The sequence below is a fragment of the Methylobacterium brachiatum genome (assembly GCF_020523825.1).
GTDB classification, from domain to species: Bacteria; Pseudomonadota; Alphaproteobacteria; order Rhizobiales; family Beijerinckiaceae; genus Methylobacterium; species Methylobacterium brachiatum.
The window spans coordinates 65,260-78,791 of record NZ_JAJALK010000006.1 but is presented as its reverse complement, the minus strand read 5'-3'; the positions used below and the strand labels follow the sequence as shown (position 1 = coordinate 78,791).

Genomic DNA, 13,532 nt, shown 5'->3' with positions numbered 1-13,532 from the left:
CGGCCGCGCCGCCTGTACACTGATTTGCCGGCGCCGCGAGGACCACCCGGTGCAGGGTCAAGACCGAGCGTGACGAGCCATCCGCGCGATACTCCGCAATTCTATCTCACCGCGCCCTCACCGTGCCCGTACCTTCCGGGCCAGGAGGAACGGAAGGTGTTCACGCACCTCGTCGGGCGCCGCGCCCGGGATCTCAACGAGATCCTGACGCAGGGCGGATTCCGGCGCTCGCAGACCATCGCGTATCGCCCCGCTTGCGAGACCTGCCGGGCCTGCATCTCGGTGCGGGTCGTGGTGGACGATTTCGAGCCGAGCGCCAGCCAGAAGCGGATCCTGGCGCGCAATGACGACTGGATCGGCACCCCGGAGCCGAACCGGCCGGCCTCCGAGCAATACGCCCTGTTCCGCCGCTACCTCGACGCCCGCCACGGCGATGGCGGCATGGTCGACATGACCGTGCTCGACTACGCCATGATGATCGAGGACAGCCACGTCGACACGCATCTCGTGGCGTACCGGCGGCGCGGTCCGGATACGGCGATCACCGGGCGCGGCTTCGGCCCGCCGCTCGCCTTCTGCCTGACCGACGTGCTCGCGGACGGGCTGTCGATGGTCTACTCGTTCTACGATCCCGAGGAGGCCGGGCGCTCGCCAGGCACCTTCATGATCCTCGACCATATCCGCCGGGCCCGCCGGCTCGGATTGCCGTATCTTTACCTCGGCTACTGGGTCGAGGGCTCGCGCAAGATGGACTACAAATCCCGCTTCCGTCCGCAGGAGCGGCTGATGGGGCAGGGCTGGGTGCGGGTCGGCTGACGGGGAGCGTCCCCATCCGTGTCGCCTTGGCCTGCGCGAACCGCATTGAGCGGCCGGGGCGGCGCATGCTACCGGCCACGCACGAGTTCCGGACCGTGCCGAGGCCCCCATGATCCCCCGTTACAGCCGCCCGACGATGACGGCGATCTGGTCGCCCGAGAGCCGCTTCAAGATCTGGTTCGAGATCGAGGCGCATGCCACCACGGCGCTGGCCGAGATCGGCGTCGTCCCCAAGGCGGCGGCCGAGACGATCTGGGCTAAGGGCAAGGACGCGGTGTTCGATGTCGCCCGCATCGACGAGATCGAGGCGGTGACGAAGCACGACGTCATCGCCTTCCTCACCCATCTCGCCGAGATCGTCGGCCCCGAGGCGCGCTTCGTCCACCAGGGCATGACCTCGTCGGACGTGCTCGACACCTGCCTCAACGTGCAGCTCGTGCGCGCCGCCGACATCCTGATCGCCGATGTCGACGCCCTGCTGGCGGCTCTGAAGAGCCGGGCCCTCGAGCATAAGCTCACGCCGACCATCGGCCGCTCGCACGGCATCCACGCCGAGCCGGTGACCTTCGGGCTCAAGCTCGCGCAGGCCTATGCCGAGTTCGAGCGCAACCGCCGCCGCCTGGTCGCGGCGCGCGAGGAGGTCGCCACCTGCGCGATCTCGGGGGCGGTCGGCACCTTCGCCAACATCGATCCGCGGGTAGAGCAGTACGTCGCCGAGAAGATGGGCCTGACCGCGGAGCCGGTCTCGACCCAGGTCATCCCGCGCGATCGCCACGCCATGTTTTTCGCCACCCTTGGCGTCGTCGCCTCGTCGCTCGAGCGCCTGGCCATCGAGATCCGCCACCTCCAGCGCACCGAGGTGCTCGAGGCGGAGGAGTTCTTCTCCGAGGGCCAGAAGGGTTCCTCGGCGATGCCGCACAAGCGCAACCCGGTGCTTACCGAGAACATCACCGGGCTCGCCCGGATGGTCCGCGGCTACGTCGTGCCGGCGATGGAGAACGTGGCGCTCTGGCACGAGCGCGACATCTCCCACTCCTCCGTGGAGCGGATGATCGGCCCCGATGCGACCGTCACCCTCGACTTCGCGCTGGCCCGCATGACCGGCGTGATCGAGAAGCTGCTGATCTACCCCGCCAACATGCAGAAGAACCTCGACCGTCTCGGCGGCCTGGTCCATTCGCAGCGGGTGCTGCTGGCGCTCACCCAGGCCGGCGTGTCCCGCGAGGATTCGTACCGTCTGGTCCAGCGCAACGCGATGCCGGTCTGGCGCGGGGAGGGCGATTTCCTCGCCCTGCTGAAGGCCGATCCGGAGGTGACCGCGGCGCTCACCCCGGAGCAGATCGAGGAATGCTTCGACCTCGGCTATCACTTCAAGCACGTCGACACGATCTTCGCGCGCGTGTTCGGCACGGCCTGAGCGCGCAGCACGAATCCTGCTTGGACCCGCGACGAACACAGGAAGGCAATCCGTGACCGCTCCCCGCATCGTCTACCTCAACGGCGCATTCCTCCCCTTTGAGGAGGCGCGCGTGCCGATCATGGATCGCGGCTTCCTGTTCGCCGACGGGATCTACGAGGTCTCGGCGATCATCGACGGCAAGCTCGTCGACAACGCCGCGCATCTGGCGCGCCTGGATCGCTCGCTCGGCGAGATCGGCATCCGCAACCCGCACGATGCGGCCGGGTGGGAGAAGCTGCAGACCGAGCTCGTCGCCCGCAACGGCGTCCGCGAAGGGCTCGTCTACATGCAGGTCACCCGCGGCGTGGCCGAGCGGGACTTCGCCTTCCCGAAGGCCGGGACCGAGCCCACCGTGATGATGTTCACGCAGGCCAAGACCGTGCTGGCCAACCCGCTCGCGGAATCCGGTGCCCGGGTGATCACCGTCGAGGATCTCCGCTGGAAGCGCCGAGACATCAAGTCGGTGGCGCTGCTGGCGCAGGTGCTGGCCAAGCAGCAGGCCGCCGAGGCCGGGGTCGCCGAGGCCTGGATGGTCGAGGACGGGGCGGTGACCGAAGGCTCCTCGTCCACCGCCTTCATCGTCAGCCGTGAGCGCGTGCTCGTGACCCGGCCGCTCTCCACCGCCCTGTTGCCCGGCATCACCCGGGCCTCCGTGCTGAAGCTCGCCGCCGAGGCCGACCTGCGGGTGGAGGAGCGGCTGATCCCGGTGGCCGAGGCCTACGAGGCCCAGGAGGCGTTCTACACCAGCGCCTCCGCCTTCGTGATGCCGGTGGTGGAGATCGACGGCCGGTCGATCGGCGAAGGGTGCCCCGGTCCGCTGACCCGGCGCCTGCGCGAACTCTACATCGAGGCCGCCCGTCAGGGCTGAGCCCCGCCAGCGGCGAACAGGAACGGATCCGGCACCTGGCTGTTGCTCTCGGAACACGTGTTCCAAGAGGGGAGACCAGTCTTGTCGAGGAAGATCCTGCTCGCTGCTTTCGCGGCGGCCCTGTTTGCTGTCCCCGCCTATGCCCAGAACCCGGACGCGCCGCTGAAGGGGCGCGATACCGACCCGGCTCTGCCGCCGTCGACCCAGACGCCGCCGGATCGCGTCCGTCCGAGCGCCGACGCGCCGCCGAAGGACCAGTCGCTCAGCGACAAGCTCCAGAAGAACGACGGCGTGATCAAGCCGCCGGAGACCGGGACCACGGGCACCGTCATGAAGCCGGACGAGACCGGCTCCACGCCCGTGATCAAGCCGCAGGAACTGCCCGGCCGCGAGCCCGGCACCGAGGCGAAATAACCGGACGCCGCGATCGAGCGGGCCGCCATGCGGCAGCCTTGCTTGATTTCGTGGCCCGGATCGCGGAAACGGCACACGACGTACGCAGCCCGCGCCCGCGGGCGGCTCCGTCCCGGTTCCCGTCGCGGGTGAGTAGGCAGGCATGGCCAACGTCGTCGTTGTAGGCGCCCAATGGGGCGACGAGGGCAAGGGCAAGATCGTCGACTGGCTCTCCGAGCAAGCCGACATCGTCGTCCGGTTTCAGGGCGGCCACAATGCCGGCCACACGCTGGTCATCGACGGGGTGACCTACAAGCTGGCGCTGTTGCCCTCCGGCGTGGTGCGCGGCGGCAAGCTCTCGGTGATCGGCAACGGGGTCGTGGTCGATCCCTGGCACCTCGTGGACGAGATCGAGCGGATCAAGGCGCAGGGCGTCGAGGTCTCGCCGGCCTCCCTGCGGATCGCTGACAACGCGACGCTGATCCTGCCGCTGCACCGCGAGCTCGATCATTTCCGCGAGACCGCCAATGCCGGCCTCAAGATCGGCACCACGAAGCGCGGGATCGGGCCGGCCTACGAGGACAAGGTCGGCCGCCGCGCCATCCGCGTGGTCGATCTCGCCGATATCGACGCGCTCCCGGCCAAGATCGAACGGGTGCTGACGCATCACAACGCGCTCCGGCGCGGCCTCGGCATCGAGGAAGTGAATGCCGAGGCGCTTCTCGCCGAGCTGACCGCGATCGCGCCCAAGATCCTGCCCTTCGCCGACACGGTCTGGTCGCTGCTCGACGACCAGCGTCGAGCCGGCAAGCGCATCCTGTTCGAGGGCGCGCAGGGCGCGCTGCTCGACGTCGACCACGGCACCTATCCGTTCGTGACGTCCTCGAACATCGTGGCCGCCCAGGCGGCGACGGGCTCCGGCCTCGGCCCGGGCGCGATCGGCTACGTGCTGGGCATCGCCAAGGCCTACACGACCCGGGTCGGCGAGGGGCCGTTCCCCACCGAGTTGCACGACGAGATCGGCGAGACCATCGGCGCCCGCGGGCGTGAATTCGGCGTCAACACGGGCCGCAAGCGGCGCTGCGGCTGGTTCGACGCCGTGCTGGTGCGCCAGACCGTGCGGACCTCCGGCATCCACGGCATCGCACTGACCAAGCTCGACATCCTGGACGGGTTCGAGGAAATCCGCGTCTGCACCGGCTACAAGCTCGACGGTCAGACGATCGACCATCTGCCGGCGAGCCAGGCGGCCCAGGCCCGGGTCGAGCCGATCTACGAGACCATCCCGGGCTGGTCCGAGACGACGGCGGGCGCCCGGTCCTGGGCGGACCTGCCGGCGCAGGCGATCAAGTATGTCCGCCGGATCGAGGAACTGATCGGAGCGCCGGTAGCGCTGCTCTCGACCTCGCCGGAGCGCGACGACACCATTCTGATGCACAATCCCTTCGAGGATTGAGGGCGGGCATCCTATCCCGTTGATGACGCATCTTTTCTGCTGTTCGGCCTGTATCCAGCCCGCGTCCGCTTGATCTAGAACCAGCCTATGGCGGGACGGCGATCCCTGAGATCGACCGCCCCGCGCGATTTTGGAGGAACCGGCTCGCGGGTGCCGATCCGCGCGGCGGGCACACGACACATCGGCCGACGGCCGTGACCGACCTCGGGGGCGGGCAGGGCCGTCGGCCCTCGGCCTTTGACCGGTCCTGCCGGGCGGCGGCCGAAGGGGCGGACCAGGGCAACATGGCCGATTATTACCCGCTTCTGGCACGCGCCCTCGATGCGCTGCCCGACCGATCGCCCGCTTTGCGCAAGGCGGTCTACGACCGCGCGCGGAACGCCCTGATCAGCCAGCTGCGCTCGCTGGATCCCCCGCTCTCGGAAGCCGATATCGACCTCGAGCGCCGGGCCCTCGACACGGCGATCGAACGGCTGGAGGTGGATCACGGCGGCCTTCCGGCCCCGGCCAACGACGCGGCCGAGGTCCCCGAGCCGCCGCACCCGCCTGCAGCGCCGGAGATCCCGGAGCCGTCGCCGCCGAAACCCGTGGCCGCGGAACCGCCGCTCCGTCCCGCCCCGGAGCCGGTCCTTCCCCCCGCCCAGCCGCCCTTCGCGCGAGCGGAGCCCGAGCCGCGCGAAGCGCCGATCGCCATCTCGTCGCCGCGACCCGGAGCGACCCAGGCTTCCGCGCCCGAGGAGGCGCCGGCCAGTCCCGATCCGGCCCCCGACCACGAGGATCCCGACCTGGGCGCGTCCGCGGGCGAGGCCGGCAATGGTCGCCAGCGACCGCGCATCGAGGTGGTGCCGCCGCGTTCGGGCCGCTCGCACATCCTGCGCAACGTCTTCGTGGGCTCCGTGCTCGCGGTGGTGATCGGATTGATCGCCGTGGCCGCCTTCATGCTCCGCGACCGGCCCCAGACCCTGCCGGCGAACGGCACCGAGACGGCGGATTCTCAGCCGACGGAAAGCGAGAGCAAGTTCGGCGATCGGGTCGGTGGCGAGGCGGCACCGGCGCCGCGCTCTGCGGCCCGCCAGGACGGCACGGCTCCCGCGAAGGTCGCCCCGACGCCGGCCCAGCCGAACCTGTCCGTCGCGCAGCGGGCCGAGTTGATCGAGGAGGGGACGGGCGCCGACAACGCGCAGCCGACCAAGACCACCGGTCGGGTGACGTGGCGGCTGGATACCGTGAATGGCGAGCAGGGCCAGCCCCTCCAGAACGCCGTCGTCGCGACCGTGACGATCCCGGATGCCGGGCTGACGCTGGTGATGACCATCCAGCGCAACCTCGACGCGACGCTCCCGGCCTCGCACACGGTCAGTCTCGCCTTCAGCCAGGCGGGCGATGCCGCCCGGACGGTGCAGGATGTCGGCCTGCTTCAGGCCAAGGACGACGAGAACGGCCGCGGGTCCCCGGTCTCCGGCCTGCCGGTCCGGGTCCGGGACAACCTGTTCCTGATCGGCTTGTCGTCGCTTCAGAACGACGTCGACCGCAACACCGACCTGCTGCTCCACCGCAACTGGTTCGACCTAGCGGTGCGCTACACTTCCGGCAAGCGGGCCGTGCTGACCTTCGAGAAGGGCAGCGCCGGCGCGCAGGTCATGCAGAACGCCTTCGACGCCTGGCAGTAAGCGCCGCAGGTGACCGGATCCGGCGCGTACCCGGACGCGTCGGATCGGTCGATCAGTGAGCCTCGATGCCCGTGCGCGGCAGCTCGCGGTTGGCGATGTTGCGCTTGACCGCTTCCTGCACCTTCTCGAAGGCACGGACCTCGATCTGCCGGACGCGCTCGCGGGAGACGCCGAACTCGCCGGACAGGTCCTCCAGCGTGATCGGATCCTCGGCGAGACGCCGCGCCTCGAAGATGCGCCGCTCGCGCGGGTTGAGCACACCCAGCGCGTCGCGCAGGGCCGAGAGGCGGTTCTGCCCCTCCTGCTCGCGGGCGAGCACGGTCTCCTGGCTCGGGGCATTGTCGACGAGCCAGTCCTGCCACTCGCCCTCGCCCTCCTCGCGCAGGGGCGCGTTGAGCGACGTGTCGCCGGACAGGCGCCGGTTCATGTCGATCACGTCCTGCTCGGGCACACCGAGACGGGTGGCGATCTGCTTGACCTGATCGGGGCGCAGGTCGCCCTCGTCGAGCGCCGAGATCTTCCCCTTCGCCTTGCGCAGGTTGAAGAACAGCTTCTTCTGGTTCGCCGTGGTGCCCATCTTCACGAGCGACCACGAGCGCAGGATGTATTCCTGGATCGCCGCCTTGATCCACCACATGGCGTAGGTCGCCAGGCGGAAGCCCTTGTCGGGATCGAAGCGCTTGACCGCCTGCATCAGGCCGACATTGCCCTCGGACACGACCTCGCCGATCGGCAGGCCGTAGCCGCGATAGCCCATGGCGATCTTGGCCACGAGGCGCAGGTGCGAGGTCACGAGCCGATGCGCGGCCTCACGGTCGCCGGCATCCCGCCAGCTCTTGGCCAGCGTGAACTCCTCCGTCGGCTCCAGCATCGGGAACTTGCGGATCTCGTCGAGGTAGCGCGAGAGGCCACCTTCATTGGCGAGCACGGGTAGCGTACCGGCCATGGCATTCTCCTGGACTCTGGTCCCCCTGACGGGCGGACGCGACGGGCAACAGTGCCGTCCACTGGGGCCGCTCTTGAGCCGACCCTCCCGGCCACCCATGTCATACGGGTAAGTCGGACGGACCGGTAGCGGTTGGGGACACCCACGTCGCCATCAACGCGCGACCGGCCGAATGGTCGTACCATGTCACGATGTGACGCGGCCCGGCGTGATCTTTCGCACGCGGCGCGGATCCGGTTTCCTGTCCGACCATCATGGCTCAAGCTTTCGCGAGCGTGTCCATGAGCGCGGCGATGTCGGGCGGGATCGGGCTCTCAAACCGCAGGGTCTCCCCGGTGCGCGGATGGCTGAAGCCCAGCAGTTCCGCGTGCAGGGCTTGCCGCCCCAGGGCCGTGAGCGCGTCGCGCGCCGGCGCCGACAGCCGCACCGCCTTGGTGCGGAACGCGCCGCCATAGACCGGATCCCCGAGGAGCGGGTGGCCGCGATGGGCGAGATGCACCCGGATCTGATGGGTCCGCCCGGTCTCCAGGCGGCAGCGCACCAGGGAGACCTCCGGAAAGGTCTCGGCGACCGTGTAATGGGTCACCGCGTGCCGCCCGGCCTCGTCCGAGACCACGGCGATCTTCTCCCGATTGTGGCGCGAGCGGGCGAGGCTGGCCTGAATCGTCCCCGTGCGCGGGTGCGGGATACCCCAGACCAGGGCCGCGTAGGCCCGCTCCAGCGGCCCCGTCCGCCCGTGATCGGCGAATTGCGCGGTCAGGCCCTGGTGCGCCGCGTCGTTCTTGGCGACGACGATCAGGCCGCTCGTATCCTTGTCGAGCCGGTGGACGATGCCGGGCCGGCGCACGCCGCCGATCCCCGAGAGGCTCGCGCCGCAATGGGCGATCAGCGCGTTGACCAGCGTTCCGCTCTCGTGGCCCGGCGCCGGATGGACCACCAGGCCCGCCGGCTTGTCGATCACCACGAGGTCGTCGTCCTCATAGGCGATCGCCAGGTCGACGGCCTCGGCAGCGGGTTCCGCATCCGCCGGCGGCGGCACCGCCAGCACGATCTGCGCGCCGGCCGCGACCTTCGCGGAGGGATCGCGCACCGGGGCCCCGTCCCGGGTCACGCGCCCGTCGCGCACCAGATGCTGCAGCCGAGCCCGGGACAGGTCCGGGAACAAGGCCACCAGCGCCCGGTCGAGCCGGATCCCTCCGTCCGCGACGATCCCGACCCGCGCCTCGTCCAATGCGTCCACCACGACCTCTATCCGTGCCTCATCCGCACCGATCCATACGGAATCTCGAAAGAAGCCCCTTGCTCCCCCGACGGGGCGTGGCTATAGCACCCGGGCGCCGCCGGAAAGCTCCCATCGTCTAGCGGTCTAGGACGTCGCCCTCTCACGGCGAAAACAGGGGTTCGATTCCCCTTGGGAGCGCCACCGGCGCATTTTCATCAAATCGGTCAACGACTTAGCGGAAGTGGGACCCGAACCCGCATCCGCGGTGGGACCGCGCCGCAACTGCGCGTTGCGCTCGACGGTGCGCCAGCGTGCTCCCCGCATGTCACGCACTTTGTATCCAGGTGGGGTGCGCGGCGGCGCTCACGTGCCTTCCGCCGCTTCCCTGTCTCGGATCACGCGGATCGGACGGAGGGATCGCGCGGCGACTTCGGTTTCCACCCAGAGGCGCGCCGCATCGACATGCGCGTGGTCGGTGAAAGCCGCCGGCCTCGGCGGCCATTCCGAGCCCGCCTGAACGACGTAGCCGCGGGCGCCGGTGGAACACGGTCCGACATAGCCGAACACCTTGCCGAACGCGTCCACGAGGTCGGTGCAGTGGACCGGGCCCGCGACCCAGCGGAGATCAGGCATCGCCGCCCCCTCGGTCGGATTGCATCGGCGCGATCGTAGGCATGCTGCAGGTTCCGTCGATCTGTATGACCACCGCCATGGCACCAGATCGGCGGAATATGGCTTTTCGGGCGGGGCCCTGGAAGCGTGCAATCACCCTCTGACCGGTCACACGCGGGATCTGGTATGGGGCTCGAGGTCGATCGGAGTGAGGTCCGTGAACAGCATCGACATCCGGCGCTCGCCCCTGCGCATCGTTGGGATGCTCGCGGTCAGCTGCGGCTTCGTCGCCGTCGGCATCGGGATGCTCTATGCCCATCCCGGCACCGGGCGGCGCGCCGTGGCACCCGGTAGCTTCGCCGAACTCGTCGCATACGGAAGCATCGCCCTCTTCGGTCTTTGCGCGGTCCTGCTCCTCCCGAAATTGTTTCAGCGTGGCCCGGTTGTGTCCGTCGGGCCGCGCGGGATCTTCGATCGCAGACTGTCGACGGATTGGATCCCGTGGGAGGCGATCCGCGCAATCACGCCCGTGCAGATCCAGCGGCAGTCCATGCTGGTCCTTGAGGTGGATCCGAACGCCGACGCGGCGTTGCCGTGGACCACTTGGGCACGCCGTATGGCGCGCGTGAACCGGGCGTTCGGGCCGTACGGCTACTGGATGGCCGCCGCCGATCTGCGCGGCAGCTTCCCGGCATTGGCCGAGGCCGTCACGCGGGGCCGAACCTGCGCTGAATCTCCTGGAGCGTCGGCACCATCGCCGGTCCGTAAAGATCCTTGAACGGCTCGTAGCTGGTCATGAACTGCGCGGCCTCCGCGGGGCTCAGCGCGTCGTCCACGAGCTTGCCCTGCAGGATCGCCGCGAGCGACGCCCCCTCGGCCGGGGCTTCGATCAGGAACCGCTCGGCGATCTCGCCGACGATGAAGTCCGGCCGATAACGCTCGATCATCTCGTAGTCGAAGGCTACGGAATGCACGAACGTCACGTCCCGGACGTAGAGGGCGATGCCGTAACAGAGATACAGGTTCGCGAACGAGTCGCCGAAGATCAGCAGGCGATGGGCGGCGCCCTGTGGATTGACGATCCGCGTCACGCATCCCCGGTTCTGGAGGCCGTTGGTCGTGACTTCCAGGCTCGGGCCGTTCGCGATGACGCGTTCGCTCAAGGTCGGATGGTCCTCGCCCGGTTCGAACAGGTCGAAGCTCGCAACGGGTCTCGTCGACCAGATCGGCTCGAAGGCGTCCGCATCCAGACCCAAGGTCCGAACGATCTCGCGCGACGCTTCATAGCCGCCATACGCCGTCGTGTGGCTATCGCCCTGGTGATAGAGGTCACCGGCATTCTGCTGCTTGACGTGGTCGTAAAAGATGTAATGCGCCCATCCGACATTGGCGAGAAACGTCGCAAATCTCTCGGGCGTTACATGGAGATTGTCGGGCAGATATCTCTGATAGAGGCAGGTCTTCTCCGGCATGATGAACGTCTTGGTCTGCGCACCGTAGCGAGCCGTTCTCGAACGCAGGACGTTCGACCATTGGTGGGTGACGCTGCCCGAAGCGCGGATCAGGCCGACCATCTGCGACAGGGAGAAATTGTTACCGTCGCCCAGAAAGCGCCACCCCGCGTTGCCGATCAGGACGCGTGGAAAGTTGGGAGGCGGTGGATCGAGCGAAGGCATCGCGCTCACTTACTCAGGCTCTCCCAAGCTTACCACCGTCATCGGCGGCCCGCCTAAGCTTCGGCCTGTCCCTGTGCCCAGACGGCATTCCCCCAATGCCAATATGTTTCGCCGATCAGGTCGTGGTCCATCTCATTCAAAGTCCGAATATCGATCCAGCAAATGTTTTCGAAAGTTAAAAAATCCAAACCGACAGAAAATCGCTCGATATTACACTCGAAATCCATGCATTAGGACGCAATTTGGCCGGAACATGAAACATAAAGACCCTTAACTGGACGGAAAAATGCCATAAACGCAGCATAAATCAATTTCACATCAAGTTTTAGTCTTTGGCCTTAGCGGTTTGATCAGAAGCGGAGCGTAAAGGAGCGACCACGTCAGCGTGGTCAGGCCATTCGGTCCGCATCGGGTAGTAGAGGAGTGCCGAGGTAGTGTACGTCGTCATGGATGAGCGGTCGATGGTGACCGACGGTTACGTTGCGAGCTTCAGCAGAGAAGGCGTATCCGCGGTCGGACTACTGGCATCCGATTTCAAGGGCTGGCTGCAGACGGCTCGGGAACCGGATCTGGACGCCGTCCAGGGCTTCCTCCTCGGTGATTGCGCGCAGCGATCCAGCCTCCCCGACCTCATCCACAAACGGTCCCGGGCGCCGATCATCGCCATGATCGAGACGCGCAGCCTGACCGAGACCCTGGACCTGTTCACGGCCGGCATCGACGACGTCGTCCGCAAGCCGGTCCACGTGCGCGAGATCATGGCCCGGACTGAATCGGTCTGGCGGCGCTCACAGCGCTCACAGCATGCGACGGCCAAGGAAGTGGCAGATCGGACCGAGCGGCTGAGAGTGTATTTCGACGGCCGCGACCCCGATATCGACGGGGAGAAGATCGCCCTGCCGCGACGCGAGCGGCAGATCCTCGAACTGCTGATCCGCAATCGCGGCCGCAGGCTGACGAAGGAACAGGTCTTCAACGCCGTCTACGGTGCCTTCACCAGCGACGTCGACGAGAGCGTCGTGGAGAGCCACATCAGCAAGCTTCGCAAGAAGCTCCGTGAGAAGCTGAGCTTCGATCCGATCGAGGTCCGCCGCTACCTCGGATACGCGTTCGTGAGCTGATCGAACGCGACCGGATCCCCGAGGGACGGCAGATCCCTCGCTCGGCCGTCCCCCCGCTGTCGAAGGAGAGCGGGAGCCGAAGCCACGGGATGTCTGAGGCACACCGCGCACGGACACCGGTCCGCGTTTTGCGGTACCTGCACCATGTGGGTCGGTGGCGTCGTCCGATGGCGCGATCCGTGCGGGAGCGCCGATCTTCCCTGCGCGCCGCGGCGAAACCGCGCTCGCGCTCCAGCGCGCCCTACTCGATCAACGCATCGGCCTTCGCCAGGAGCGAGGGCGTGATCGTCAAGCCCAGGGCCGCCGCGGTCTTGAGGTTGATAACGGTCAGAAAGCGTTCGCTCGCCTGCACGGGCAGGTCGCCGACCGCGGCCCCTCTCAGGATCCGATCGATATAGCCGGCCGCCTGCTGGACGTCCCGGGCCACGCTGGTGGTGTAGGCGGCGAGGCCGCCGAGCTGAACCTGTGCCGCATAGGCATAGACTGCGGGCAGCCGGAGCTTGGCGGTCAGATCGATGATCTGGCGGCTGTAGACGCCCGTGATCGCATCCGGCAGCACGATCAGGCCGGCTTGGGGCTCCGCGGCCAAGGTGGTGATCGCCTGTTCGATCTCGGCGGCGTCGTGCACGCCGCTGGCCTCGGCCCGGATACCAAGACCCGGGCCGGTCCGTGCGAGTTCGGCGGCGTAACCGGCAAAGCGCGTCGGATAGTCCGGGTTGATGATGGCGCGCGCCCGCGTCACGCTCGGGCTGAGTTCCTTCAGGAGCTGCAGCCACTTGCCGACGAACGTGTAGTCGAAGTTGCTGAACCCGGTGAGGTTGCCGCCCGGCCGCGCCAGGCTGGTCACGAAGCCGCCGCCGACCGGATCCTGCACCTGAATGAACACCACCGGGGTCGTCGTGGTGGCCTGCTTGACGGCGGTCGTGCCGACGACGCCCTGCGAGAAGATCAGGTCCGGTTTCGCCGCCAGCAGCTCGCTGGCTTGGCGGCGCATCTTCTCGGCATCGCCGTCGCCCAGCCGCAGGTCGACCGTCAGGTTCTGGCCCCAAGTCCAGCCGAGCCGCCCCAGGCTGTCCTTCAGCGTGTCGACGATGATCGGCACGTCGGGATGGCTCTCTCCGTAGACCAGGAGGATGCCGAGCCGGCGCCGCGCCGGGGTCTGCGCATATCCGGTTGCCGGCCAAGCGGCCGCGCCGCCGAGGCTCGCGAGGACGTCGCGGCGTCTCATCCGGTTGCCCTCGCTGCGCGGGGGCATGGGCGGTCGGGCTGTCGGCTGGTCGAAGGACGGGGCAT

13 protein-coding genes and 1 tRNA gene are annotated in these 13,532 nt (G+C 68.1%); 9 read left to right on the top strand and 5 right to left on the bottom strand.

Annotation, left to right across the window (positions count from 1 at the left end):
* Positions 1 to 69: 69 nt before the first annotated feature.
* The 6 genes from LGR69_RS15590 (at position 70) to LGR69_RS15565 (ending at position 6,662) form a co-directional block, all read left to right on the top strand.
* Positions 70 to 816 (top strand): arginyltransferase, encoded by a 747-nt coding sequence (locus LGR69_RS15590; protein WP_039903251.1) that lies wholly within the window; start codon positions 70 to 72, stop codon positions 814 to 816.
* A 109-nt stretch (positions 817 to 925) separates the two neighbouring features.
* The gene (purB, locus tag LGR69_RS15585) at positions 926 to 2,233 is read left to right on the top strand and encodes an adenylosuccinate lyase (RefSeq protein ID WP_230366569.1); all 1,308 of its coding nucleotides are present in this window, start codon (positions 926 to 928) and stop codon (positions 2,231 to 2,233) included.
* A gap of 52 nt (positions 2,234 to 2,285) precedes the next feature.
* Positions 2,286 to 3,143, top strand: coding sequence for a D-amino-acid transaminase (locus LGR69_RS15580; protein ID WP_230366568.1), 858 nt, complete (start codon positions 2,286 to 2,288; stop codon positions 3,141 to 3,143).
* A gap of 81 nt (positions 3,144 to 3,224) precedes the next feature.
* A complete protein-coding gene (locus LGR69_RS15575; RefSeq protein ID WP_122161223.1) occupies positions 3,225 to 3,557 on the top strand; it encodes a hypothetical protein in 333 nt (110 codons plus the stop codon).
* 142 nt (positions 3,558 to 3,699) lie between these two features.
* A complete protein-coding gene (locus LGR69_RS15570) occupies positions 3,700 to 4,992 on the top strand; it encodes an adenylosuccinate synthase (RefSeq protein WP_091863141.1) in 1,293 nt (430 codons plus the stop codon).
* 284 nt (positions 4,993 to 5,276) lie between these two features.
* Complete coding sequence (locus LGR69_RS15565) at positions 5,277 to 6,662, top strand: histidine kinase (RefSeq protein WP_230366711.1); 1,386 nt, start codon at positions 5,277 to 5,279, stop codon at positions 6,660 to 6,662.
* Positions 6,663 to 6,714: 52 nt separating this feature from the next.
* Here LGR69_RS15565 and rpoH read toward each other — a convergent pair whose 3' ends face one another.
* Both rpoH and LGR69_RS15555 read right to left on the bottom strand, forming a co-directional pair.
* The gene (rpoH, locus tag LGR69_RS15560) at positions 6,715 to 7,608 is read right to left on the bottom strand and encodes an RNA polymerase sigma factor RpoH (protein WP_007565114.1); all 894 of its coding nucleotides are present in this window, start codon (positions 7,606 to 7,608) and stop codon (positions 6,715 to 6,717) included.
* Between the two features lie 259 nt (positions 7,609 to 7,867).
* On the bottom strand, positions 7,868 to 8,851 hold the full coding sequence (locus LGR69_RS15555; protein WP_230366567.1) for an RluA family pseudouridine synthase: 984 nt from the start codon (positions 8,849 to 8,851) through the stop codon (positions 7,868 to 7,870).
* A gap of 104 nt (positions 8,852 to 8,955) precedes the next feature.
* Here LGR69_RS15555 and LGR69_RS15550 point away from each other — a divergent pair.
* A tRNA-Glu gene (locus LGR69_RS15550) sits at positions 8,956 to 9,031 on the top strand.
* A 162-nt stretch (positions 9,032 to 9,193) separates the two neighbouring features.
* On the opposite strand, the gene LGR69_RS15545 is transcribed toward LGR69_RS15550, so the two are convergent.
* Positions 9,194 to 9,463, bottom strand: a complete 270-nt coding sequence (locus LGR69_RS15545; RefSeq protein ID WP_230366566.1) for a hypothetical protein — start codon at positions 9,461 to 9,463, stop codon at positions 9,194 to 9,196.
* A 196-nt stretch (positions 9,464 to 9,659) separates the two neighbouring features.
* Between LGR69_RS15545 and LGR69_RS15540 the strand changes: the two genes are divergently transcribed.
* Complete coding sequence (locus LGR69_RS15540; RefSeq protein ID WP_230366565.1) at positions 9,660 to 10,220, top strand: STM3941 family protein; 561 nt, start codon at positions 9,660 to 9,662, stop codon at positions 10,218 to 10,220.
* Here the strand turns inward: LGR69_RS15540 and LGR69_RS15535 are convergent.
* Positions 10,150 to 11,127, bottom strand: a complete 978-nt coding sequence (locus LGR69_RS15535; RefSeq protein WP_230366564.1) for a hypothetical protein — start codon at positions 11,125 to 11,127, stop codon at positions 10,150 to 10,152. The two genes, LGR69_RS15540 and LGR69_RS15535, sit on opposite strands and share 71 nt — an antisense overlap.
* 425 nt (positions 11,128 to 11,552) lie before the next feature.
* Here LGR69_RS15535 and LGR69_RS15530 point away from each other — a divergent pair, with 425 nt between their 5' ends.
* The gene (locus LGR69_RS15530) at positions 11,553 to 12,239 is read left to right on the top strand and encodes a response regulator transcription factor (RefSeq protein WP_230366563.1); all 687 of its coding nucleotides are present in this window, start codon (positions 11,553 to 11,555) and stop codon (positions 12,237 to 12,239) included.
* A 241-nt stretch (positions 12,240 to 12,480) separates the two neighbouring features.
* Here LGR69_RS15530 and LGR69_RS15525 read toward each other — a convergent pair whose 3' ends face one another.
* A complete protein-coding gene (locus LGR69_RS15525; RefSeq protein ID WP_230366562.1) occupies positions 12,481 to 13,467 on the bottom strand; it encodes an ABC transporter substrate-binding protein in 987 nt (328 codons plus the stop codon).
* Between the last annotated feature and the right edge of the window lie 65 nt (positions 13,468 to 13,532).

Coding starts and splice junctions, on each gene's coding strand:
- LGR69_RS15525 (WP_230366562.1), bottom strand. CDS start 13,467: ATGAGACGCCGCGACGTCCTCGCGAGCCTCGGCGGCGCGGCCGCTTGG.
- purB (WP_230366569.1), top strand. CDS start 926: ATGATCCCCCGTTACAGCCGCCCGACGATGACGGCGATCTGGTCGCCC.
- LGR69_RS15565 (WP_230366711.1), top strand. CDS start 5,277: ATGGCCGATTATTACCCGCTTCTGGCACGCGCCCTCGATGCGCTGCCC.
- rpoH (WP_007565114.1), bottom strand. CDS start 7,608: ATGGCCGGTACGCTACCCGTGCTCGCCAATGAAGGTGGCCTCTCGCGC.
- LGR69_RS15545 (WP_230366566.1), bottom strand. CDS start 9,463: ATGCCTGATCTCCGCTGGGTCGCGGGCCCGGTCCACTGCACCGACCTC.
- LGR69_RS15570 (WP_091863141.1), top strand. CDS start 3,700: ATGGCCAACGTCGTCGTTGTAGGCGCCCAATGGGGCGACGAGGGCAAG.